This window comes from Allosphingosinicella sp. (genome assembly GCF_036570505.1).
GTDB lineage: Bacteria > Pseudomonadota > Alphaproteobacteria > Sphingomonadales > Sphingomonadaceae > Allosphingosinicella.
Genome location: NZ_DATCYB010000045.1, coordinates 1 through 21,708 on the forward strand (window position 1 = coordinate 1; position 21,708 = coordinate 21,708).

23 protein-coding genes are annotated in these 21,708 nt (G+C 66.0%); 9 read left to right on the top strand and 14 right to left on the bottom strand.

Annotated features, from left to right (window positions below; translation table 11 throughout):
* The 4 genes from VIR62_RS04025 to VIR62_RS04040 form a co-directional block, all read right to left on the bottom strand.
* Positions 1-852: AAA family ATPase (locus VIR62_RS04025; protein ID WP_431868892.1), on the bottom strand; the 852-nt coding region annotated here is incomplete at its 3' end.
* Between the two features lie 30 nt (positions 853-882).
* Positions 883-1,581 carry a thioredoxin domain-containing protein gene (locus VIR62_RS04030; RefSeq protein WP_431868894.1) on the bottom strand — a complete coding sequence of 233 codons (699 nt, stop codon included), beginning with the start codon at positions 1,579-1,581 and terminating at the stop codon, positions 883-885.
* Position 1,582: 1 nt separating this feature from the next.
* Positions 1,583-2,329, bottom strand: coding sequence for a thioredoxin domain-containing protein (locus VIR62_RS04035; RefSeq protein ID WP_431868896.1), 747 nt, complete (start codon positions 2,327-2,329; stop codon positions 1,583-1,585).
* Positions 2,330-2,333: 4 nt separating this feature from the next.
* Positions 2,334-2,846, bottom strand: a complete 513-nt coding sequence (locus VIR62_RS04040; protein ID WP_431868898.1) for a DUF721 domain-containing protein — start codon at positions 2,844-2,846, stop codon at positions 2,334-2,336.
* Positions 2,847-2,923: 77 nt separating this feature from the next.
* On the opposite strand from VIR62_RS04040, the gene mutY reads away from it, so the two are divergent.
* The 3 genes from mutY to VIR62_RS04055 all read left to right on the top strand — a co-directional run bounded on the left by mutY (position 2,924) and on the right by VIR62_RS04055 (position 5,610).
* Entirely contained in the window at positions 2,924-3,958 is a 1,035-nt protein-coding gene (mutY, locus tag VIR62_RS04045) for an A/G-specific adenine glycosylase (RefSeq protein WP_431868900.1), read from the top strand.
* Positions 3,955-4,833, top strand: a complete 879-nt coding sequence (nudC, locus tag VIR62_RS04050; RefSeq protein WP_431868902.1) for an NAD(+) diphosphatase — start codon at positions 3,955-3,957, stop codon at positions 4,831-4,833. The genes mutY and nudC overlap by 4 nt, the downstream gene beginning before the upstream one ends.
* A gap of 102 nt (positions 4,834-4,935) precedes the next feature.
* Positions 4,936-5,610, top strand: a complete 675-nt coding sequence (locus VIR62_RS04055; protein ID WP_431868904.1) for a c-type cytochrome — start codon at positions 4,936-4,938, stop codon at positions 5,608-5,610.
* Between the two features lie 436 nt (positions 5,611-6,046).
* On the opposite strand, the gene VIR62_RS04060 is transcribed toward VIR62_RS04055, so the two are convergent.
* The gene (locus VIR62_RS04060; protein ID WP_431868906.1) at positions 6,047-6,931 is read right to left on the bottom strand and encodes an LOG family protein; all 885 of its coding nucleotides are present in this window, start codon (positions 6,929-6,931) and stop codon (positions 6,047-6,049) included.
* Between the two features lie 11 nt (positions 6,932-6,942).
* Positions 6,943-7,569, bottom strand: coding sequence for an extensin family protein (locus VIR62_RS04065; protein ID WP_431868908.1), 627 nt, complete (start codon positions 7,567-7,569; stop codon positions 6,943-6,945).
* Between the two features lie 205 nt (positions 7,570-7,774).
* Between VIR62_RS04065 and VIR62_RS04070 the strand changes: the two genes are divergently transcribed.
* The 4 genes from VIR62_RS04070 (at position 7,775) to VIR62_RS04085 (ending at position 12,706) form a co-directional block, all read left to right on the top strand.
* Positions 7,775-8,929 (top strand): phosphoserine transaminase, encoded by a 1,155-nt coding sequence (locus tag VIR62_RS04070; protein WP_431868910.1) that lies wholly within the window; start codon positions 7,775-7,777, stop codon positions 8,927-8,929.
* A gap of 70 nt (positions 8,930-8,999) precedes the next feature.
* A complete protein-coding gene (gene serA, locus VIR62_RS04075; RefSeq protein ID WP_431868912.1) occupies positions 9,000-10,577 on the top strand; it encodes a phosphoglycerate dehydrogenase in 1,578 nt (525 codons plus the stop codon).
* A 68-nt stretch (positions 10,578-10,645) separates the two neighbouring features.
* The gene (locus tag VIR62_RS04080) at positions 10,646-11,938 is read left to right on the top strand and encodes an adenylosuccinate synthase (RefSeq protein WP_431868914.1); all 1,293 of its coding nucleotides are present in this window, start codon (positions 10,646-10,648) and stop codon (positions 11,936-11,938) included.
* A 21-nt stretch (positions 11,939-11,959) separates the two neighbouring features.
* On the top strand, positions 11,960-12,706 hold the full coding sequence (locus tag VIR62_RS04085) for a class I SAM-dependent methyltransferase (RefSeq protein WP_431868916.1): 747 nt from the start codon (positions 11,960-11,962) through the stop codon (positions 12,704-12,706).
* On the opposite strand, the gene VIR62_RS04090 is transcribed toward VIR62_RS04085, so the two are convergent.
* The 7 genes from VIR62_RS04090 to VIR62_RS04120 form a co-directional block, all read right to left on the bottom strand.
* Entirely contained in the window at positions 12,707-12,988 is a 282-nt protein-coding gene (locus VIR62_RS04090) for an acylphosphatase (protein WP_431868918.1), read from the bottom strand.
* Between the two features lie 31 nt (positions 12,989-13,019).
* Positions 13,020-14,810 (bottom strand): SLC13 family permease, encoded by a 1,791-nt coding sequence (locus VIR62_RS04095; RefSeq protein ID WP_431868920.1) that lies wholly within the window; start codon positions 14,808-14,810, stop codon positions 13,020-13,022.
* Positions 14,811-14,832: 22 nt separating this feature from the next.
* Positions 14,833-15,903: a chorismate synthase gene (gene aroC / locus VIR62_RS04100; RefSeq protein WP_431868922.1), complete on the bottom strand. Its 1,071-nt coding sequence runs from the start codon at positions 15,901-15,903 to the stop codon at positions 14,833-14,835.
* The gene (locus VIR62_RS04105) at positions 15,900-16,688 is read right to left on the bottom strand and encodes a DNA-methyltransferase (RefSeq protein ID WP_431868924.1); all 789 of its coding nucleotides are present in this window, start codon (positions 16,686-16,688) and stop codon (positions 15,900-15,902) included. The genes aroC and VIR62_RS04105 overlap by 4 nt, the downstream gene beginning before the upstream one ends.
* Before the next feature lie 85 nt (positions 16,689-16,773).
* Positions 16,774-17,097, bottom strand: a complete 324-nt coding sequence (locus VIR62_RS04110) for a hypothetical protein (protein ID WP_431868926.1) — start codon at positions 17,095-17,097, stop codon at positions 16,774-16,776.
* Positions 17,097-18,209: a DNA polymerase III subunit beta gene (dnaN, locus tag VIR62_RS04115; RefSeq protein WP_431868928.1), complete on the bottom strand. Its 1,113-nt coding sequence runs from the start codon at positions 18,207-18,209 to the stop codon at positions 17,097-17,099. Before dnaN ends, VIR62_RS04110 begins: the two co-directional genes overlap by 1 nt.
* Positions 18,210-18,347: 138 nt before the next feature.
* Positions 18,348-18,998 carry an outer membrane protein gene (locus VIR62_RS04120; RefSeq protein ID WP_431868930.1) on the bottom strand — a complete coding sequence of 217 codons (651 nt, stop codon included), beginning with the start codon at positions 18,996-18,998 and terminating at the stop codon, positions 18,348-18,350.
* A 139-nt stretch (positions 18,999-19,137) separates the two neighbouring features.
* Between VIR62_RS04120 and VIR62_RS04125 the strand changes: the two genes are divergently transcribed.
* Complete coding sequence (locus VIR62_RS04125; protein ID WP_431868932.1) at positions 19,138-19,623, top strand: hypothetical protein; 486 nt, start codon at positions 19,138-19,140, stop codon at positions 19,621-19,623.
* Between the two features lie 47 nt (positions 19,624-19,670).
* The gene (gene rlmN, locus VIR62_RS04130; protein WP_431868936.1) at positions 19,671-20,861 is read left to right on the top strand and encodes a 23S rRNA (adenine(2503)-C(2))-methyltransferase RlmN; all 1,191 of its coding nucleotides are present in this window, start codon (positions 19,671-19,673) and stop codon (positions 20,859-20,861) included.
* On the opposite strand, the gene VIR62_RS04135 is transcribed toward rlmN, so the two are convergent.
* Positions 20,858-21,708, bottom strand: an 851-nt coding sequence (locus VIR62_RS04135) for a winged helix-turn-helix domain-containing protein (RefSeq protein WP_431868934.1), incomplete at its 5' end; no start/stop codon positions are given. The two genes, rlmN and VIR62_RS04135, sit on opposite strands and share 4 nt — an antisense overlap.

A 21,708-nucleotide genomic window follows, 5' to 3' on the forward strand; every position in this document is an offset into this window, starting at 1 on the left:
CCTGTCGGCCAGCGCCTGGGCGGCCTCGGACTGGTAGGCGGCGGCGGCGCGTTGGGCCTCGGCCGCCTGCTCGACGGTGGCGCTCGCCTGCTCGGCTTCCTTCCTGGCGACCTCGGCGGCGGCGGCCGCCTCTCGCCAGCGGGCGAAGATGAGACGGGCCTCGGCGACGCGGATCTGGTCGGTCAATCTGCGATAACGTTCGGCCGCCTTAGCCTGGCGCTTCAGAGCGGCGGCGCGCTGTTCCATGTCGCCGAGCAGCTCGTCGAGGCGGGTGAGGTTGGCCTCGGCGGCGCGCAGCTTCTGCTCGGCGTCCTTGCGGCGGACATGCAAGCCCGCGATACCGGCCGCTTCCTCCAGCATCATCCGCCGCTCGGTCGGTTTGGCGGAGATGACCTGGGCGATCTTGCCCTGGCTGACGAGGGCGGGAGAATGGGCGCCGGTGGCGGCGTCGGCGAAGAGCAAGGCGACGTCCTTGGCGCGCACATCGCGGCCATTGACGCGGTAGGCGGAGCCGGCGCCGCGCTCGATCCGGCGGGTGATCTCGACCTCGCCCGATCCGGCGACGCCGAATTCGTCCGGGACATCGGCGGCGGGGCGCTCGACCAGCAGCGAGACCTCGGCGAAGTCGCGCGCCGGCCTGGTGGCCGTGCCGGCGAAGATCACGTCCTCCATCCCTGCGCCGCGCATCGACTTGGGGCTGGATTCGCCCATCACCCAGCGGATGGCTTCGAGAACGTTGGACTTGCCGCAGCCATTGGGGCCGACGACGCCGGTAAGGCCCGGCTCGACGCGCAGCTCGGCCGGCTCGACAAAGCTCTTGAAGCCCGAAAGCTTGAGGCGCCTTATCCGCACGTCCGCCCCCCGGCGCTCATATGTCCGCGCTCAGCCTCCCGCCGCCAGCAGCGGCTCCAGCGCCGCCCAGTTATGAACGTTCTCCAGCGTCTTGCCGTTGATCATGAAACTCGGCGTGCCCTTGATCTGGTGCTTCTCGACGGCGGTCCGGCCCATCTGCACCAGTTGCTCGATTGACGCCTCGTTGGTGAGGCATTGCTTCGCCTGGGCCGCCGGAACTCCCGCCTTGGCGGCCGTCGCATCGAGCCCGGCTATGGCGGCGAACCGGGCCAGCCGCTCGGCGGGTGCCAGCGCGTTGATCGCTTTGGCATCGGCCTCGCTCATCGACTGGAGCTTGCCGTACCATTGCGCCTGACTATCGAAATATCGGTCGGTCAGCGCAAAGAAGTCGTCCGGCCCGGCGCAGCGGCTGAGCAGGCTCGCTGTAAGATCGGCGGGATCGCGGATGAAGTTGCGGAATTCGAAGCTGACCCTGCCGCTCCTCACATATTGGCCGAGCAGCTTCGGCGTCGCCTCCTCGGCGAAGTGCGCGCAATGGTCGCAGGTTAGCGAGCCATATTCGACGAGCTTCACCGGCGCGTCGGGATTGCCGACCCGAAAGCCGCCTTCGGGCGTCCTGGCCACGGTCTTCGTCCAGTCCTTGGCTGCCTCGGCTTGGGCGGCGGGAACGGCCGCAATCCCCAAGGGCAGCGCCGCCGCCGCGAACAGGAGAGCAAGAGTCCGCTTCATGTCAGCCGATCGCTCCCCGGATGCGCGGCTCGAGCTGGTCCCAGGTGGAGGCGCCCTCCACCACTTCGCCGTTGATCATGAACGTGGGGGTAGCGGATATGCCCTGGTCGGTCGCCCTCTGCCCTATCGCCACCAATTGCTCGACCGCTGCCTGATCGCTTACGCAAGCTTGGGCCTTCGCCTGCGGCAGGCCGCGCATCTGGAAGAAGGAATAAAGGTCACCGGCTTCCGCCAGCGCCCCGACCTGCTGTTCCGGCGGCAGCGTCTGGAGGCGTTCGGCCGTTGCCGGCGGCATGTCCTGAAACGCCTGCATCCACTGATCCTGCTCGGCGAAGACCTGTCCGGTCAGCTGGAAGTATGGGCCGGGGCCCTGGCAGCGCGTCAGCAAGCTGGCCGCCATGTCGATGCCGTTCAGGACGAAATTGCGGAATTCGAAGCTGACCTGGCCGCTCTTCACATATTCGTTCTTGATCGTCTCGCTAGCCTCGCGGGAGAAGGCGGCGCAGTGCGGGCAGGTCATCGACGCATATTCGACGAGCTTCACCGGTGCATCGGGATTGCCCATGACGAAGCCGCCCTCCGGCGTCGCCGAGACGACCTGCGTCCAGTCGCCGCCATTGGGCGCGGGGATCGCATCGATCGGGCCGCTGTTCGCCGTCGTCGCCGCGTTGCCCTCGCCGCCTTCACTGCCGCAGCCGCCCAGGAGCAGCGCCAGCGTCGCGGTCCCGGTAGTGATGAATGCCTTCATGTCTTTACCTCGTCAGTTTGCCGACGACCGGAATCGTCATCATCGCAGGGGGTGCGCCATGCCCTTCGCCCGGCGAAAGCCCGCGCGCAAGCGATTCGAGGACGGCGCGAAGCTCGGGATCGGCGATCTCACGAAGGGAGTCGCCGATATCGGACGGTAGCGGCTTCAATGACGGCGGCGCGATGCGCGCCTTCGTTTTCGCCACTTTGACGATGCCCTGGCGGAAAACGACCCGCCCCACCGCCGGATAGCCGAAGAAGCGGTTGACCCGCTCGGCGATAACGGGAGCGACATGCTGCATCACCGGCGCATGGGCGCCCTCGACGATCAGGGTCAGCACGCCGTCCGATTTGCGCCCCGGCGGGAACTTGATCGATTCGGGAGAGGAGACGCCGGCATAGCGTTCGCCGACGATCTCGCGCCAACGGCTCACCACCGAAGACTGGACGAAGCCGAAGCGGCGAAAGGCGGCGCGGCCGACGTCCGGCAGCATGTCGGACACGGCGCGCGGGCGCATGGCGCGCTTGGCCTCTTCCTGTCTCTTCGAACGCGGACCCGATTTCGCCATCCGCGCCAGCATGGCATAGGCGGGCCATGTCCGTCGATGCTTCGGTTCAACTTATCCACTGGTATGATTCGAATGCGCGGGTCCTTCCCTGGCGCGCGCGGGCCGGCGAGCGGTCGAATCCTTACCGCGTCTGGCTCTCCGAGATCATGCTCCAGCAGACGACCGTGGCGCATGCCCGGCCCTATTTCGAGGCGTTCACCCGCCGCTGGCCCACGGTCGAATCGCTGGCGGCGGCCGACGAGGGCGATGTCATGGCCGCCTGGGCGGGCCTCGGTTACTATGCCCGTGCCCGCAACCTCGTCGCGTGTGCGAGGCGCGTGGCGGGCGAGCATGCCGGGCGCTTCCCTGACGGCGAAGCCGGGCTCTTGAAACTGCCCGGCGTTGGCCGATACACCGCCGCCGCTATCGCGGCGATCGCCTTCGGTCGGCGGGCCGTGGTGGTCGACGCCAATGTCGAGCGTGTCGTGTCGCGGCTGTTCGCGGTGAAGGAGCCGCTTCCCGGGGCCCGATCGGCGCTGCATGCCCTGGCGGACAGCATCACCCCGCCGGAGCGCTGCGGCGATTTCGCCCAGGCGATGATGGATCTCGGCGCGACCGTCTGCACCGTGCGTAACCCGGACTGCGCGATCTGCCCGATCGCCAACGGGTGCGAGGCGCGGCGGGAAGGGGCACCGGACCGCTATCCGATCAAGGCGCCGAAATCAGCAAGGCCGCGGCGCCAGGGCAATGCTTATTGGCTGGAACACGATCGCCACGTTCTGCTCGTCCGCCGTCCGGCCAAGGGGATGCTGGGCGGGATGCTCGGCCTTCCAACCGGACGATGGGATGACGAGGCTGAGCCGGGCGAAGGAGCGCCGGCGGTGGCCCACTGGGCGGAAGCGGGATCGGTGCATCACGTCTTCACCCATTTCGCGCTCACCTTGCGGCTCTATTGCGCCGAGGTCGGGCAGCGGAGCGCGGACGGTATGTGGTGGCCGGTCGGCGAGATCGGTGACGCCGGGCTTCCTACCCTCTTCGCCAAGCTGGCGGCACGCGGCGCAGCATGGCAGAGGGCAGCATGAATTTTTCCCGAGCACCCGGCTTCACCGGATCCCGAATAGATCGCGCCGACAATCTGCGCCTCGATGAAGCGAGGATCGCGACATTTCTCGGCGATCTGAAGGCGCGACTGCTTCGGCTGGAGGTGCTCGATCCGGTGCTGGCGGAGGATGGGCGGCTTGCCTGGGGCGCGATGACCGAGCTTGCGGAGGGGGTGACGCCGCTCTTCCTCGGGCTCGACGGCGGGCGCCCGCTGTTTGCGCCGCTGGTGCGGCTGGCGCCGGGAGCGACGCAGGCCTGGAGCGTGTTCGGACTGATCGACCGGATGGAGGGCGCGGATGCCGCCTTGTGGGCGACGGCGCGAAGCCTGATCGAGTGGCACAATCGTCATGGTTTCTGCAGCGTATGCGGCGAGCCGAGCGAGATCTTTCGCGCGGGCTGGGCGCGGAAATGCGGGGACTGCGGGGCGGAGCATTTCCCGCGCGTCGATCCGGTCGTCATCATGCTGGCCGAACATGGTGGCAAGGTGCTGGTCGGGCGTGGGATCAATTACCCGCCGCGCCGCTATTCCGCGCTTGCGGGATTCGTCGAACCGGGCGAATCGATCGAGGAAGCGGTCGCGCGCGAGCTTTTCGAGGAGGCGGGTGTTCGGGCGACCTCGGTGCGCTATGTGGCGAGCCAGCCTTGGCCTTTCCCAGCCTCGCTGATGATCGCCTGCATTGCCGAAGTGGAGAGCGATCGAGTTGCCATCGATCGTACGGAGCTGGCGGATGCTGTGTGGGTGGATCGCGCCCAAGTGAAAGCCGCGCTCGCGGGACGACCGGATGCGCCCTTCCAGGCGCCACCCCATTTCGCCATAGCCAACACGCTGCTGTCGCGCTGGCTGCATCGGTTTTGACCGGCTTGCCCCGGCGCGCCGGCCCGCTTAAAGGGGCGCCATCATTTCATTGTCTGACGCGCGCCCTGGTCTGCGGCCGCGCGGTTCTCGGAGGTTTTGAGCGTGCAGGATCGGAAGAACACGATTGCGGGCTGGGTTTTGGGCGCGGGAATCGTGGCGCTGGGCGCGTCGCTCGTCACCGGCGAGGTGTTCAAGGGCGAACGGCCCGAGGAAATGGGCTATCCGATCGAGGGCGTCGAGGTCGAAGGCGAGGGCGAAGTAGCCGAGCAGCCGATCGCCTTCTTCCTGGCCTCGGCCGACGCGGCAGCGGGGGAGCAGGTGTTCAAGAAGTGCGCCGCCTGCCACACCGCCAACCAAGGCGGCCCGAACGGTCTCGGCCCCAACCTCTTCGGCACGATGGGCAAGCCCGTCGCCCATGTCGCGGGCTTCGCCTATTCGGACGCGCTGAAGTCGCACGGCGGCACCTGGGACTGGGAAACGATGAGCCAGTGGCTGAAATCGCCGCGTGACTTCGCCCCCGGCACGAAAATGACCTTCGCCGGCCTTTCCAAGCCGGAGGACCGGGCCAATGTGATGGCCTATCTCAATTCGATGAGCGGCAGCCCCATTCCGGTCCCGCCGCCGCCCGCCGTCGACACCCCGGCGGAAGTCGCGGCCGAGGAAGCCGACCAGGGAGCCCTGCCCGGCAAGGCCGAGGACGAGCCAGTGCTGAACGAGGCGGCGGCCCAGCAGCCCGAGGGCAATATAGAGGGCGAGGCCGCCCCCAAGACGAAATAGGAGAGGCGGGGATGGTCAACAGCAAGGCGGTCACCCCTGAAAGCTTCCGCCGGAGCGCGCCGCGCTCGTCGCCCATGTCCGCGACCTCGTGAACGCGAACCTCCCAGCCGGCTATGTCGAGACGATGAATTGAGGCTTGATCTGCTGGGAGCTTCCGCTTGAAGCCTACCCGGACACGGCCAGCCGCTCGGCCATGCTGGCCTCGCCGCGCAGAAGAATATACCGCCCTTTATCTAGGCTGCGTCTATTCCTCGCCAAGCGCCTGAAGCGGCTCCAGGATGGTTATGCCGCGGCCGGCAAGAAGCTTGACACGGGCAAGAGTTGAATCCGCTTCAAAAAGGCTGGGGACCTGGCGGAAGACGCATTCGCGGAAGCGATCGGCTCCATACCGGTCGAAGAGTTCATCGCCAATTACGAGGCATCGCGGCGATAACGCCTACTTCACGCAATCGAGGTCGTGGTCGGTGCCGGCATAATGCTCGCAAAGATAGTCCCAGGCCTCCTCGGCGGTCTCGACTATATGGAACAGGTCGAGGTCGTTGGGGGCGATGGTTCCTTCCTCGACGAGCCCGTCGAAGCTCACCACTCGATTCCAGAAGTCTCGGCCGAACAGAATGATCGGCAACGGCTTCATCTTGCCGGTCTGGATGAGCGTCAAGAGTTCGAAGCATTCGTCGAACGTGCCGAAGCCACCGGGGAAGACGGCTACCGCCCGCGCGCGAAGCAGGAAGTGCATCTTGCGGAGCGCGAAATAATGGAACTGCAGGCTGAGCGACGGCGTGACATAGGGGTTGGGGAGCTGCTCGTGCGGCAACACGATATTGAGGCCGATCGAATCCTGGCCCTCGTCGGCGGCGCCGCGATTGGCGGCCTCCATGATCGAGGGGCCGCCGCCGGAGCAGACTACGAACTGTCGGTTTCCGTCGGTGTCGGGCTCGACCCGGCTCGCCAGGCGGGCCAGCTTGCGGGCTTCGTCATAATATTTGGATTTCGCCTTGAGGCGCTCGGCGATGCCGCGCTGGTGGTCGGTGGCGGCGGCCTCGATGAGCGCGTCGGCCTTGGAAGGTTCCGGAATACGGGCCGAGCCGTAGAAGACGAAGGTCGACGCGATATTCGCCTCGTCGAAGACCAGCTCCGGCTTCAGCAGCTCCAGCTGAAAGCGGACGGGCCGCAGATCCTCGCGGAGCAGGAATTCCAGATCCTGGAAGGCGAGACGGTAGGCGGGATGCTCGGTCTGCGGGCTCGACGTCGCGTGGCTGGCGACTTCGGCTTCTTCGCGGGCGGGGGAGAATACGCGCTTCGGCGGAACGGGATCGGTCATGGGGCGACCCTTTAGCGGCAATAAGGCCCCTGTCCCATGTCGAAATGAAAATGATTGTGATGAAGCGAATTGGCCTCGGGTCCGAGTGTGATGCCGAAACGGCGGCACCCGGCCTGATGGACGGCGCGGAGGAAAGCGCGCACGTCGTCATCGTCGCTGTTCCAACCTTCGAGTACCGTGATGCGGCGTCCGTCGCGCAGGACGAAGGCGGAGATGTCGACGGCGTTGGCGCGGCCATGCTCGCTCAGCTTGCCGCCGGCCATCCCGTTGACCGGACGGCAAGCATAGGTGCCAAAGCTCTCGATCTTCACGACCTGGCTGCCGAGCCAATTGCGGGCCGCGGGCTGCACCGCCTGGCGCGTCCAGCGCGCATATTCGCGCGCCAGCGGACAGGTCATGGCGCCGAGGTTGGCGGTGGGCGTGCCGATGTCGAGCAGCTGTACTGCGCCGATCGCCGAGCAACCGCCGCCGAAACGGCGGTCGGGCAGTATCTCGAACTCGATGCCGTCGCGCGCGAGGTCGGCGAGGCATTGGCGAGTGGTCGGGTCGGACCTTGCCGCGCGCGGCTCCCCCCTCGACGGTTCGGCGCGGCGGGGCTCGCTGGACGGAATGCATCCCGCCAGCAGCAGCGTCGCCATAACTAGCCCCCGTCTCCCCATGTGCCGGAGAGTGACTGATGGTGAGTCAGGCGGTCAAGAGATGCTCGGTCGGAGACGAGTCGAAGCGTTCTCGTGGCGCGGCGACATGCGGGACCGGTTGACAGGCCCGCGTCCTCCTTTAAGTGCGCTCTCGGGCCATGCCGCCCCAACGCGGCGCGCGCTCTCTGGAAGGAGAGACTGAAACGTGACGAATCCGAAGCCTGGAGTGCGCCCTGAGCGCCCTTTTTTTTCTTCCGGCCCCTGCGCGAAGCCGCCGGGCTGGGGTCCTGAACATCTCGCATTGGGATCGCTCGGACGGTCGCACCGGTCGAAGCTGGGCAAGGCGCGGCTCGCTTATGCGATCGAGCTGACCCGCAAGCTGCTGCGCGTGCCCGCGACGCACCGCATCGGCATCGTGCCCGGCTCCGATACCGGCGCCGTCGAGATGGCGATGTGGACGATGCTGGGCGCGCGGCCGGTGACGATGCTCGCCTGGGAAAGCTTCGGCGAGGGCTGGGTCACCGACGCGGTCAAGCAGCTGAAGCTCGATGCGACGGTGATGAAGGCCGATTACGGTACGTTGCCGAACCTGTCCGCCGTCGATCCGGCGAGTGACGTGGTCTTCACCTGGAACGGAACGACGTCGGGCGCACGGGTGCCCGATGGCGAATGGATCAGCGAGACCCGCGAAGGGCTGACGATCTGCGATGCGACCTCTGCCTGCTTCGCGATGGAGCTGCCCTGGGAGAAGCTCGATGTCGTCACCTACAGCTGGCAGAAGGTGCTGGGCGGGGAAGGCGCACACGGCATGCTTATCCTCGGCCCTCGCGCGGCCGAGCGACTGGAAAGCTACACGCCGGACCGGCCGTTACCGAAGATTTTTCGCCTTACGAAAGGCGGCAAGCTGATCGAGGGCATCTTCAAGGGCGAGACGATCAACACGCCCTCGATGCTGGCGGTCGAGGATTACATCCATTCGCTCGAATGGGCGCAGGGACTGGGCGGGCTCCGCGCGCTCATCGCTCGCGCCGACGCCAATGCGGCCGCGGTGGACGCCTGGGTCGAGGCGACGCCCTGGATCGAACATCTCGTCGCCGATCCGGCGATCCGGACCAACACCGGCGTTTGCCTGAAATTCTCGGAGTCCGCCGTGCGCGGCCTCGATGAGGAAGGGCAGAATGCGCTGGTGAAAAGCATGGCAACCCTGCTCGAAGCCGAAGGCGCGGCCTACGACATCGCCGGCTATCGCGACGCCCCGCCCGGCATCCGCATCTGGTGCGGAGCGACGGTCGAAACCGACGACATCGAAGCATTGGGCCCTTGGCTCGACTGGGCCTTCGAGGAAGCGCGGACTGCTTAGTTCACCGGCGAAAGCCGGTGCCCCGGACTGGACCCCCCGACTTTCGCCGGGGCACGAGGAAAATACAAACATGCCCAAAGTTCTGATCTCGGACCAAATGGATCCCAAGGCTGCCGAAGTCTTCCGCGCGCACGGCGTCGAGGTCGACGAGAAGCCTGGCCTCTCGAAAGAAGAGTTGAAGGCGATCATCGGCGACTATGACGGACTCGCGATCCGCTCGGCGACCAAAGTGACCAGGGAGCTGCTGGAAGCGGCAACCAAACTCAAGATCGTCGGCCGCGCCGGCATCGGAGTGGACAATGTCGATATTCCGGCGGCCTCGGCGAAAGGCGTGGTCGTGATGAACACGCCGTTCGGAAACTCGATCACCACCGCCGAGCACGCCATCGCCCTGATGTTCGCGCTCGCCCGCGAGCTTCCCGCCGCCGACGTCTCCACCCAGGGCGGCAAATGGGAGAAGAACCGCTTCATGGGCGTCGAGCTGACCGGCAAGACTCTCGGCCTGATCGGCGCCGGCAATATCGGCTCGATCGTCGCCGAGCGCGCCCTGGGCCTGCGCATGCGGGTGCTCGCCTATGATCCCTTCCTGACGGTCGAACGGGCGATCGATCTTGGCGTCGAGAAGGTGGCCCTGGATGAACTTCTCGCCCGTGCCGATTTCATCACCCTCCACACTCCGCTTACCGACCAGACGCGCAACATCCTCTCGCGCGAGAATCTCGCCAGGACGAAGAAGGGCGTCCGCATCGTCAATTGCGCGCGGGGCGGGCTGATCGACGAGGAAGCGCTCAAGGAGGCGCTGGACAATGGCCAGGTCGCTGGCGCTGCGCTCGATGTATTCGTGGAGGAGCCGGCCAAGGCCAGTCCACTGTTCGGCACTCCGGGCTTCATCGCCACGCCCCATCTCGGTGCATCGACGACCGAAGCACAGGTCAATGTCGCGATCCAGGTTGCCGAACAGATGTCGGATTATCTCACCACGGGCGGCGTCACCAATGCGCTCAACATGCCGTCGCTGTCGGCCGAGGAGGCGCCGAAGCTGAAGCCCTATATGGAACTGGCCCAGCAACTCGGTTCGCTGATCGGGCAGTTGGAGGGACGTCACCTCGGCGGGGTCGCGATAGAGGTCGAGGGCGCGGCCGCCGACCTCAATCCCAAGCCGATCACCGGGGCCGTCCTGGCCGGGCTGATGCACGTCTATTCCGATACGGTGAACATGGTGAACGCGCCTTTCCTGGCGAAGGCGCGGGGCCTCGACGTGCGTGAGGTGCGGCACGATCGCGAGGGCGATTATCACACGCTGGTGCGCGTCACCGCGACTACGCCGGACGGGCCGAAGTCGGTCGCCGGCACCCTGTTCGGCAACGCCAAGCCCCGTCTCGTCGAGATGCTCGGCATGGGCATCGAGACCGAGCTTTCGGGCGAGATGATCTACATCGCCAATGACGATGCGCCGGGCTTCATCGGGCGCCTCGGCACGACCCTGGGCGAGGCGGGCGTCAATATCGGTACCTTCCAGCTCGGCCGCCGTGCGACGGGCGGCGAGGCGGTGCTGCTGCTTTCCGTCGACAGCCACGTCGACCGCGGCCTCTTGGAGCGGCTCAAGGCCCTCTCCGGCGTCCGCGAGGTGAAGCCGCTGCGCTTCTAGTCCGCGCGGCTGGACGCGGGGGATGACTCCTCCTAGAGCCAGCCGGTCATTTTCCGGGGATAGGTGTCTTGGCGAACGTAACCGTGATCGGCGGCCAGTGGGGCGACGAGGGCAAGGGCAAGATCGTCGACTGGCTGGCGAGCCGGGCCGATGTCGTCGCCCGCTTCCAGGGCGGCCATAACGCCGGGCATACGCTGGTTGTCGGCAACGAGACCTACAAGCTGTCGCTGCTGCCGTCCGGGATCGTTCGCGGCACCTTGTCGGTCATCGGCAATGGCGTGGTGCTCGATCCCTGGGCGCTCAAGTCCGAAGTCGAGAAGCTCACCGCCCAAGGCGTATCCGTCACCCCGGAAACCTTGCAGATAGCCGATAATTGCCCGCTCATCCTCCCCTTCCATCGCGACCTCGATGCGCTGCGTGAGGATGCGAGCGGACAGGGCAAGATCGGCACCACCCGGCGCGGCATCGGTCCGGCCTATGAAGACAAGGTCGGCCGCCGCGCGATCCGGGTCTGCGATCTTGCCCATCTGGGCGAGCTCGGCCCGCAGATCGACCGGCTCTGCGCTCATCACGATGCCCTCCGCGCCGGCTTCGGCGAGAGTCCCATCGATCGCGCACGGTTGGAGGCGGACCTGGGCGAGATCGCCGAGTTCGTGCTTCAGTTCGCGCGGCCCGTCTGGCTGACGCTGAATAATGCGAGGGCGAGGGGCAAGCGCATCCTGTTCGAGGGCGCGCAAGGCGTGCTGCTCGATGTCGACCACGGCACCTATCCGTTCGTCACGTCATCCAACACCATCGCCGGCACGGCCGCGGGAGGCACTGGCCTTGGCCCGTCGGCGGCGGGTTTCGTGCTCGGCATCGTCAAGGCCTATACCACCCGCGTAGGTTCCGGCCCCTTCCCGACGGAGCTGGAGGACGAGATCGGTCAACGCCTGGGCGAGCGGGGCCATGAGTTCGGCACCGTCACGGGTCGCCGCCGTCGCTGCGGCTGGTTCGATGCCGTGCTGGTGCGCCAGTCGATGGCAGTTTCAGGCGTCACCGGCATCGCTCTCACCAAGCTCGACGTGCTCGACGGCCTCGAAGAGATCAAGATCTGCACCGGCTATCGCCTCAATGGTCGGACGCTCGAACATTTTCCCGCCCATGCCGGCGACCAAGCGGCGGTCGAGCCGATTTACGAAAGGATCGAGGGCTGGTCTCAATCCACCGCGGGCGCACGCAGTTGGGCGCAGCTTCCGGCCCGAGCCGTCAAATACATCCGACGGGTGGAGGAACTGATCCAGTGTCCTGTCGCTTTGGTCTCGACCAGTCCGGAGCGCGAGGATACGATCCTGGTCCGCGATCCGTTCGCCGATCAATAAAGCCTAGGTGAGGGTGAGCGCGTGACCTCAAGAGAGACGACAGGCATTCTCCCACGCGCCCATGCGCCGACGGGCTGGACGCGCCATGAACGCACCGTACGGGAATGGGCCACCCTGTTCGCCTTCGGGCCGATCAACGCGCCGTGGCTGCTCAAGAGCCTCTATGGCGGCAGCCAGGAGCGCAAGCGGGCGCTCCTTAAGAAACTTGATCTGCCCGCCGATGCGCTTCCCCATCTCGGCAGCTGGAAGGCGGATGTCGGGCTCCTCCACCTCGTCGCCGACCATATTCTCGCGACGAAGCCCAAAGTGGTGGTCGAGTTCGGCGCCGGAGCTTCCACGCTGATCGTCGCACGAGCGATGCAGATAGCGGGCGGCGGAACGCATATCGCCTTCGATCAGCATGCGGAGTTTGTGGAAGCGACCGGCGCCTGGCTGGCGGATCACGGGCTTTCCGCCGATCTTCGCGCGGTGCCGCTCGTGTCTGCGCCGGGGGGCTGGTCGGGCCTCTGGTACGATCATGAACCGCTGCCGGATGCGATCGACTTCATGCTGATCGACGGCCCGCCCTGGACGATCCATCCCTTCACCAGGGGCGCCGCGGCGACCCTGTTCGGCCGGATCACGCGGGGCGGCACGGTGATGCTCGACGACGGCGCCCGGCCTGGGGAGCGAGTGATCGCGCGCCGCTGGCGCAAGCTGTGGCCGGACTTCGATTTCGAGCTCGTCAAGAGCGGCACCAAGGGCACCTTGATCGGCCGCCGCCGGTAATCATTCCGTCGGCCGCTGCTGAAAGCCTTCGGGGGCGGGTTCCGCCGACTCCTGCACCTCAATATCCGTCACCAGCGCGGCGGGCGGTCCCTCGTGACACTGTTCGATGAGCGCCTCGATCGCCTCGCCGGGGCCGCGGGCGAGTATTTCGACACTGCCGTCGCGGCGGTTGCGGACCCAGCCGCTGAGGCCGAGCGCGCGCGCCCGCTCCACCGTCCAGCCGCGATAAAAGACGCCCTGAACGCGGCCGTGCACGCGAAGTCGCTTGGCGGTGACGGTCATCGCCCGACTATACCGGGTGCCGGAATACGAGTCAGTAGAGCACCAGGATCGCCGAGCAGGCGGCCAGGCCGACGATAATGTTGAGCGGGATGCCGATCTTCACGAAGTCGGCGAAGCGATAGTCGCCGGCGGCATAGACGAGGGCGTTGGTCTGATAGCCGATCGGCGTCGCGAAGCAGGCCGAGGCGCTGATCATCAGCGCGATCACCAGCGGTCTCGGATCGGTGCCGAGGTCGCGCGCGAGCCCGATGACGATCGGCGTCAGGATCGCGGCGACGGCGTTGTTGCTGAGCAGCTCCGAGAGCAGGAGCGAGATGCCGTAGACGAGGAATACGAGCAGCCAGGGCGGCGCCTGTTCGAGCATCGGCGTCATCCAGTTGAGGATCAAGGTGACGCTCCCCGCCTGTTCGAGCCCGAGGCCGACGGCGAGCATGGCGAAGATGAGGATCAGGACGTCGCCGTCGATCGAGCTCCAGGCTTCCAGCGGATCGATGCAGCGGAACAGGAGAATGGCGCCGACCGCGACGATCGCGGCGACGGCGATGGGCGCGATGTCGAGGGCGGAGACGATGATCACCGCCGCCAGCGCCGCTATCGCGATTGGAGCGAGGTCGGGCCTGAACGCGCGGGTTTGTGAGAGGCTGACGCCGAGCAAATGCGGATTTTCCCTGAGGCCCTGGATCCCGCGCGGGCCGGCGGCGACCAGCAGCCGGTCGGCGGCGCGCAGGCGCGCGCTGGCGAGGTCGGGCCCAGGCATGTGCTTGAAGCGCATGATCCCGAGCACGCGCACGTTGAGCCGGTTCAGGAAAGGAATGTCCGCCAGCCGCCCGCCGATCGAAGGGTGGGACGGCGATATCATCGTCTCCACCACGTCATGTTCTTCGGGCAGGGGGGTCGAGGTCCGGCTGATGCCGATGTCGAAATCCCGGCTGCGACGCAGGGTCAGCACGTCGACCGGCGAGGACTTGAGTATGATCCGGTCGCCCGCCCTCAACTCCATGTCTTCAAAACCAGTGCGGAACAGTTCGCCGGCTCGGCTCACGCCACGGATCTTCTTGAGGCGTTTCTTGAGGGATCCCACCGATTTCAGGGGTTTTCCGACGGCCGCGCTGTCCGGCCTGATACTGAGCTCGGTCAGATATTCGGATGTGTCGTCGGTTTGGCCAGGCGCTTCACGGGGAGGATCAGACGGGAGCAGGAAGGGCCCGAGTATGAGCAGGGCCGCACATCCGACAAGGGAGAGGACGATGCCATAGGGCGTGATCTCGAAAATGCTGAAGGGCAGCATGCCCGCTTCCTGCGCGAGGCCGTCGACGATGAGATTGGTCGATGTACCAATGAGGGTAAGGCAGCCGCCGAGGATGGCGACGATCGACAGCGGCATCATCAGCTTCTTGACCGGAACGCCGGTCGCGGCCGACAGCCGGAACATGATCGGTATCAGGATCACGACCACCGGGGTGTTGTTCATGAATCCCGAGGCGATCAACGCGCCACCCATCACCTCGAGGATCGCGAGCCGCGGATGCTTGCTCGCGCGCGCAACGATGGCGGAGGCGACGGCGTCGATCGCGCCCGTGCGGACCAAGGCTCCCGAAAGCACGAACATGGCGCCGATCGCCAGTGGCGCCGAGTTGGAGAAGACCGAATAAAACCCGTCCGGCTCCAGCAGGCCGGTGACGACGAAGGCGCAGGCGCCGAGCAGCGATACGACCGCGACCGGATAGCGTTCACGGAGGAACTCGACGAACATCGCCGCCAGGATGACGAGGCCGATGACGGCGCTGTTGGCGTCGATGAATCCCTGGATGCCCCCGGTCATCACCGGTCAACGCGCGAGGGGGTCATTGGCCGCACTGGGCCCGATGCAGCAGCTTCTGGTCGGCCAGGACGAGCGCCATCATCGCTTCTGCCACCGGTGCTCCCCTGATGCCGACGCAGGGATCATGACGGCCCCGCGAAGAAATTTCCACCGCTTGCCCGTTGGGGCCGACAGTCTCGACGGGTGTCAGGATGGAAGAGGTCGGCTTGAAGGCGACCCGGACGACCAGCGGCTGGCCCGTCGAGATGCCGCCGGCGACACCGCCGGCATGATTGCTGAGGAAACGAGGCCCGTCGTCGCCAGGCCGCATGGCGTCCGCATTCTCCTCGCCCTTCAGCCTAGCCGCCGCGAATCCGTCGCCGATCTCGACGCCCTTCACCGCGTTGATCGACATGCAGGCGGCGGCGAGCTCGGCGTCGAGCTTGGCATAGATGGGCGCGCCCCAGCCGGCGGGAACGCCCGTCGCGACGCATTCGACGATGGCGCCCAGCGACGATCCGGCCCGTCGGGCCGCATCGATCGACTCTTCCCAACGCGCCGCGGCGCCGCGGTCCGGACAGAAGAAGGGATTCTCGCCGATCGCTGCCGCGTCGAAGTCGGCACGGTCGATCGAATCCCCACCGACCTCGACGACATAGGCGCTGATGGACACTTCCGGCACGATGAGCCGCGCCACCGCGCCCGCAGCCATCCGCGCCGCCGTCTCGCGCGCGGAGCTACGCCCGCCGCCACGCCAGTCGCGGAGGCCGTATTTGGCGTCATAGGCATAGTCGGCATGGCCGGGGCGATAAGCCTTGGCGATCTCGTCATAATCCTTGGGGCGCGCGTCGACATTGTCGATGACCAGACTGATCGGTGTGCCCGTCGTGCGGCCTTCGAAAACACCGGACAGAATCCGGACCGCATCGGGCTCCCGCCGCTGGCTGGTGAAGCGCGAGCCGCCCGGCCGGCGTCGGTCGAGCCAGGGCTGTATATCCTTCTCGCTGAGGGCGAGACCCGGCGGGCAGCCGTCGACGACGGCGCCGATGGCGGGGCCGTGGCTTTCCCCCCAGGTCGTCACGCGGAACAGATGTCCGAAGCTGTTGAAGCTCATCGATCCTCGTCCGCCACATGAGCCTTGAGTCTGGCGACAGCGGCTTCAGCATAGACGGGGTCGATCTCGAAGCCGATCCCCTTGCAGCCGAGCTTCTCGGCCGCGACGAGGCTCGCCCCGGCGCCCAAAAAAGGATCGAGGACCGTCGCGTCGGTGATGCCATGGAGCTTGATGCAGCGTTCGGGCAGCTCCACCGGGAAGCCCGCCGGATGGTCAAACTTCTGCGCGCGCGACTTCACCGTCTTGTAGGGAATGAACCACGTGTTGCCGGCGCAGCGCCGGTCGGTGCCGTGCTTCCAGCGGGTAATGTTGGACTTGTCCTTGTAGGGCACGCCGATGGCGAGGCGGTCCACCTCCACATCGCCGGTCCTGGTGAAATGGAATACCGCCTCATGATTGTTGTTGAGGTAGCGGCGGCTGGTGATCGGCTTGAAATGGCCGACGGTGTCCTCGCCAATGCTGACGGATTTCACCCAGGCGATGTGGTTCTGGAGCACGAAGATGTCGCGGAAGGCACTCGCCACGTCCATCGCGATCCACGGATCGCAGCTGGTGCCGCCGACATTGAGAAAAAAGGAACCGCTGGCCGTGAGTACGCGCGCCAGTTCCCTTGCGATTTGGGTCAGCCAGGCGAGATAGTCCAGGCGCGGCCGGCGGTCGTCATAGCTGTTGTAGGCGACGCCGATATTATAGGGCGGCGAGGTGACGACGACATCGATCGATCCTGTGGGCAGGCGGGCCAGCAGATCGATGCAGTCTCCCTGCATGATGCGCTGTTTTCCCACGCGCCATTCCTGCGGTGGCGTGGCGGCCTCGTCTCCGGCAGGCAAAGCCTCCACCCGGACGGATCGGCTGAATTCCATCATGCGTTCAACCCGGCTGCTCGCGTCGGTCGAGCACTTCATAATGGACGGCATGCTCGTCGAAGCGGGAAAGCACGGTCCGGGCGGCCGCGGGGACGTGGCTGGCGGTGTAATCCTCGCCCATGAAGGCGCGGACGCAGTCCAGGCTGTCGAACCACATCAGAGTCTGGAACTCGATCTCATCGCCGACTTCGCGCCGCATCAGGTCGATGTGGCGGAACCCCGGGATGCGGCGTGCTTCTATGCCGGGTATGACTTCGCCGCGGACGATCCGCTCATAGGCCGCGGCGTTTTCTGGACTGGTCCAGCCGCGCCACAGCCGGCAGATCATCAGACCCGCATCGGCATCAGCACGTAGAGCGCCGGCGCCTTGTCATTCTCGCGAAGGAGGGTGGGGGCGGCGGCATCGGCGAGGTGAACCTCTACCGTGTCGCCTTCGATCTGGCCGAGTATGTCGAGGAGATAGCGGGCGTTGAAGCCGATCTCGAGCGCTTCGTTGGCATAATCGCCGGGGACTTCCTCGGCCGCAGTGCCCTGTTCCGGGCTGGTCACCGAAAGGGTCACGCGGTCTCGGTCGAGGGCCATCTTCACCGCGCGGGTCTTCTCGCTGGCGATGGTGGCGACGCGGTCGACGCCTTCCTCGAAGGAGCGAGGGTCGATCTTCAGCAGCTTGTCGTTTGCGGTGGGAATGACGCGGCTATAGTCCGGGAAAGTGCCGTCGATCAGCTTGGAGGTGAGGATCGCGGTGCCGAGCCCGAAGCGAACCTTCGATTCGGAGAGCGAGATTTCGACGGTGCCGTCGAGCTCGTCGAGCAGTTTGCGGAGCTCGGCGACGCATTTCCGCGGGATGATCACGTCCGGCATGCCCTCGGCGCCGGCCGGACGCGGCACGGTCACGCGGGCGAGGCGGTGGCCGTCGGTCGCGGCCGCCTTGAGGACGGGCTGGGCCTCGTCCGAAACGTGGAAGAAGATGCCGTTCAGATAATAGCGCGTCTCTTCGGTGGAGATCGCGAAGCGAGTTTTATCTATGATCTGGCGGAGCGTCGCGGCCGGAAGCTCGAACTTCGTCGGCAGGTCGCCCTCGGCGATCACCGGGAAATCGTCGCGCGGCAGGGTCTGAAGGTTGAAGCGGGCGCGGCCGGCATTGACCTGCATCTTGCCCTCGGCGGCGGAGAGCTCGACCTGGCTGCCCTCGGGCAGCTTGCGAACGATGTCGAACAAAGTGTGGGCGGAAACCGTGGTGGCGCCGGACTGGGTCACGTTGGCCTCGACCGTTTCGTTGACCTGAAGGTCGAGGTCGGTCGCCATCAGCCGGATGCCGCCGTCTTCGCTGGCTTCGATGAGGACGTTGGAGAGAATCGGGATCGTGTTCCTGCGCTCCACGACGGACTGGACGTGCCCCAGGCCCCTGAGAAGCGTAGCCCGTTCGATCGTCGCCTTCATTACTGACCCCTGCCGTATTTTCCGTTTGTCCGCCGGTTATAACGAGAGTGACGACGCCCGCCAGAGGGTAGTGAAGGAAAAAAGGAAGGGCCGGGACGTCGCGGCCCCGGCCCCATGTTTCACGACTGACGCCGCGGGTTAGAAACGGAAGCCCACACCGGCCACGACCTGGTGACGATCGAGGTCGATGTTCCGGGAGAGATCGGTGGTGCCCTCCCGGTTGTGCTCCAGATTGCTGTAGTTCGAATAGCGATATTCGAGCTTGCCGTAGGCATTGGGGCCGAACAGCTGTTCGACGCCGGCGCCGACGCGGAAGCCGTCGGCATTGTCGTCGAACTCGAACGTGTCGTCCGGACCCTCGTAATTCGCCTCGACGGCGAGGTTGGTATAGCCGCCCTTGGCATAGACCATCGTGCTGGGCGCGACCTGCATGCCGACACGGCCGCCGAGATAGAGGTCGCGGCCGGTTTCTACGCTGCGGGTGAAGCCGTCGATGGTCTCGTCCGAATCCTGGCTGCCGGTCGATTCCATGAACTCGCCCTCGACGCCGAGGATGACGCCGCCGGCATCGTAGTCATAGCCGGCGCCGACGCCGAAGCCGATACCATCGATAGTCTCGTCGCCTTGATCGTCGTTGGTGTCTGCGTCGTCCTCGCGTTCGCCAGAGCGCAGGGAATCATAGCCGATCAGGCCCTCGACGCGCGGCCCGGTGAACGGCGAAGTGTTCTGGGCCATGGCGGGAAAGGCAACGCTGCCGGCCAACAGGGCGGCGATTACATAAGTACGCATTATTAACTCCATTCGTTAACGAGCCCCCGTTCGGGGAACGGCGAGCCCAGCGAACGCGGCTGGAGGAAGTTGCATGAACCCCGGATAAACGCGATTTTCTGTTGCTATCCCACCACAGACCGTTGATCTCTCGGCGCTGATGAGAGGCGCGATTTTACTCCCTATATTCCTGAATCTTGCCACTCCGGCGGAGGCGCAGCCCCGATCGCTCGGAATTTTTTTTCAATGGGGCGCGTTCGAGGAAGGGAACCACTGCTTCGCCATCGCGGAGCCGGAACGATCGCCACGACCGCGCGACTGGAAGCCGTTCGCGTCGATCGGATACTGGCCGGGGCACGGCGTTCGCGGGCAGCTCCATATCCGCCTCAGCCGCCAGAAGCGGGAAGGGTCGGCGGTGCTGCTCAAGATCGACGACCGAACCTGGCAGCTGATCGGTGGCGGCAACAATGCCTGGGCACCGGACCGCCGCGCCGACGCCGAGATCGTGGCGGCGATGCGCACCGGCGTCGACATGACCATCGAGACGCGATCCGATCGTGGTGCCCGGGTGCAGGACCATTACCGGTTGAGAGGCGCGGCGACAGCCATCGACGCCGCCGCCATCGCCTGCGCGCGGCCAAGCTAGAAAAAAGCCACATTCATCGCTACATGGCGCGTCTCATGACAGCAGCCATGCCTATTCCGGGTCTGATCGACCCCGTTCCCGTGCCGCGCGCCCTTCCGGCGGGCGACGATGCGCGCGTCGACCTGGTGGGCCTTTCCCGCGAGGCGATTCGCGTCGCGATCGAGGAAGCGGGGCTGGACGCTAGGCAGGCGAAGCTGCGCGCCAAGCAGATTTGGCACCAGATCTACAATCGCGGCGTCACCGAATTCGCGTCGATGAGCGACATCGCCAAACCGCAGCGGGCCTGGTTCGCCGAGCGTTTCACGATCGGGCGCCCGGAAGTGATCGAGCATCTCGTCTCCACCGACGGCACGCGCAAATGGCTGCTGCGAACGCCCGACGGCAACGATTTCGAGATGGTGTTCATTCCCGACGCGGATCGCGGCACGCTCTGCGTATCGAGCCAGGTCGGCTGCACGCTCAATTGCCGCTTCTGCCATACCGGCACGATGCGTCTCGTCAGGAATCTCACCGCTGGCGAGATCGTCGGCCAGGTGATGCTGGCGCGCGACACGCTCGGCGAATGGCCGTCCCAGCCGGAAGGGCGCATGCTCTCCAACATCGTCATGATGGGCATGGGCGAGCCGCTCTACAATTTCGACAATGTCCGCGACGCGCTGAAGATCGTCATGGACGGCGACGGCCTTGGCCTCTCTCGCCGCCGGATCACGCTTTCGACCTCCGGCGTGGTTCCGATGATGGCCAAAGCGGGCGAGGAGATTGGCATCAATCTCGCCGTGTCGCTCCATGCGGTCACCAAGGAAGTCCGCGACGAGATCGTGCCGCTCAATCGCAAATACGGCATCGAGGAGCTACTGCAGGCCTGCGCCGACTATCCGGGCGCCAACAATGCCCGGCGCATCACCTTCGAATATGTGATGCTGAAGGACAAGAACGACAGCGACGAGGATGCGCGCGAGCTTGTCCGCCTGATCCGCAAATACAAGCTGCCCGCCAAGGTGAACCTCATTCCGTTCAACCCCTGGCCCGGTGCTCCCTACGAATGTTCGTCGGATGAGAGGGTGCAGCGATTCTCGGACATCGTCTTCGAGGCGGGGATTTCGGCACCCATCCGCCGTCCACGCGGTCGCGACATCATGGCGGCGTGCGGCCAGCTTAAATCGGCTTCGGAAAAGAAGAGCCGCGCCGAACTCGATCGCCTCGCCGAGGAAAAGCTGGCGACGCTTTCGGACGCTTAAGCGGATTGCCGGTGCTCGACCGTTTCGAGGTCGAGCCACTTGGTCATGAGCTGGAGTTCGCCTTGGAGCCGCACGCCCGTTTGGGGTGGCGCGTCGGGTTCAAACGTTACGGCCTGGACCAGCAACCGGGAATGGCGGCGGTCCGCCTTGAGGTCGACACGGGCGACGAGCCGGTCGCCCAGCAGGAAGGGTAGCACATAATAGCCGTGCGTCCGCTTTTCGGCGGGCGTGTAGATTTCGATCCTGTAGCGAAAGCCGAACAGCCGCTCCGTGCGCCCCCGGTGCCAGACCAGCGGGTCAAAGGGCGCGAGCAGGGCCTGCCCCTTGATGCGGCGCGGCCAGCGGGCGTCGCGGTGGACGTAAGCGGGTCTGGTCCAACCTTCCACCATCACTGGAACGAGTGCATCTTCCTCGATCAGCTCCTGTACCGCCGCCCGGGCCGACGCCGGATCGAGGCGGAAATAATCACGCAGATCGGCCTCCGTAGCGATGCCTGACGCGCGGGCGGCAAGAGCGACGAGTGCTCGCTTCGCATCAGCCTCCGCCGGCGTCGGCAGCGCGAGGATAGCGGCCGGGATTACGCGCTCGCTGACGTCATAGACCCGCTCGAAGCTCGCGCGGCGCGTGGCGGTGGTGATGTGCCCGGCCCAGAACAGCCATTCCAGCGCCCGCTTGGTGTCGCCCCATCCCCACCAGCCGCCATTGCCCTTGCCGCCTTCGAAATCGGAGGCGGCGAGCGGCCCTTCCGCCCGGATGCGTGCCAACAGGGCTTGGGTTTCCGAACGTCGCTCGCCGGCATAGGCGCGCAGGCTTCCCCAGCCGATCTCGCCCCGGTCGGCCGCCGCCA

Bases quoted from the DNA above. Each gene is read 5' to 3' on its own strand.
- VIR62_RS04030 (WP_431868894.1), bottom strand. From the start codon at position 1,581: ATGAAGCGGACTCTTGCTCTCCTGTTCGCGGCGGCGGCGCTGCCCTTG.
- VIR62_RS04035 (WP_431868896.1), bottom strand. From the start codon at position 2,329: ATGAAGGCATTCATCACTACCGGGACCGCGACGCTGGCGCTGCTCCTG.
- VIR62_RS04040 (WP_431868898.1), bottom strand. From the start codon at position 2,846: ATGCGCCCGCGCGCCGTGTCCGACATGCTGCCGGACGTCGGCCGCGCC.
- mutY (WP_431868900.1), top strand. From the start codon at position 2,924: ATGTCCGTCGATGCTTCGGTTCAACTTATCCACTGGTATGATTCGAAT.
- nudC (WP_431868902.1), top strand. From the start codon at position 3,955: ATGAATTTTTCCCGAGCACCCGGCTTCACCGGATCCCGAATAGATCGC.
- VIR62_RS04060 (WP_431868906.1), bottom strand. From the start codon at position 6,931: ATGACCGATCCCGTTCCGCCGAAGCGCGTATTCTCCCCCGCCCGCGAA.
- VIR62_RS04065 (WP_431868908.1), bottom strand. From the start codon at position 7,569: ATGGCGACGCTGCTGCTGGCGGGATGCATTCCGTCCAGCGAGCCCCGC.
- serA (WP_431868912.1), top strand. From the start codon at position 9,000: ATGCCCAAAGTTCTGATCTCGGACCAAATGGATCCCAAGGCTGCCGAA.
- VIR62_RS04090 (WP_431868918.1), bottom strand. From the start codon at position 12,988: ATGACCGTCACCGCCAAGCGACTTCGCGTGCACGGCCGCGTTCAGGGC.
- VIR62_RS04095 (WP_431868920.1), bottom strand. From the start codon at position 14,810: ATGACCGGGGGCATCCAGGGATTCATCGACGCCAACAGCGCCGTCATC.
- aroC (WP_431868922.1), bottom strand. From the start codon at position 15,903: ATGAGCTTCAACAGCTTCGGACATCTGTTCCGCGTGACGACCTGGGGG.
- VIR62_RS04110 (WP_431868926.1), bottom strand. From the start codon at position 17,097: ATGATCTGCCGGCTGTGGCGCGGCTGGACCAGTCCAGAAAACGCCGCG.
- dnaN (WP_431868928.1), bottom strand. From the start codon at position 18,209: ATGAAGGCGACGATCGAACGGGCTACGCTTCTCAGGGGCCTGGGGCAC.
- VIR62_RS04120 (WP_431868930.1), bottom strand. From the start codon at position 18,998: ATGCGTACTTATGTAATCGCCGCCCTGTTGGCCGGCAGCGTTGCCTTT.
- VIR62_RS04125 (WP_431868932.1), top strand. From the start codon at position 19,138: ATGAGAGGCGCGATTTTACTCCCTATATTCCTGAATCTTGCCACTCCG.
- rlmN (WP_431868936.1), top strand. From the start codon at position 19,671: ATGCCTATTCCGGGTCTGATCGACCCCGTTCCCGTGCCGCGCGCCCTT.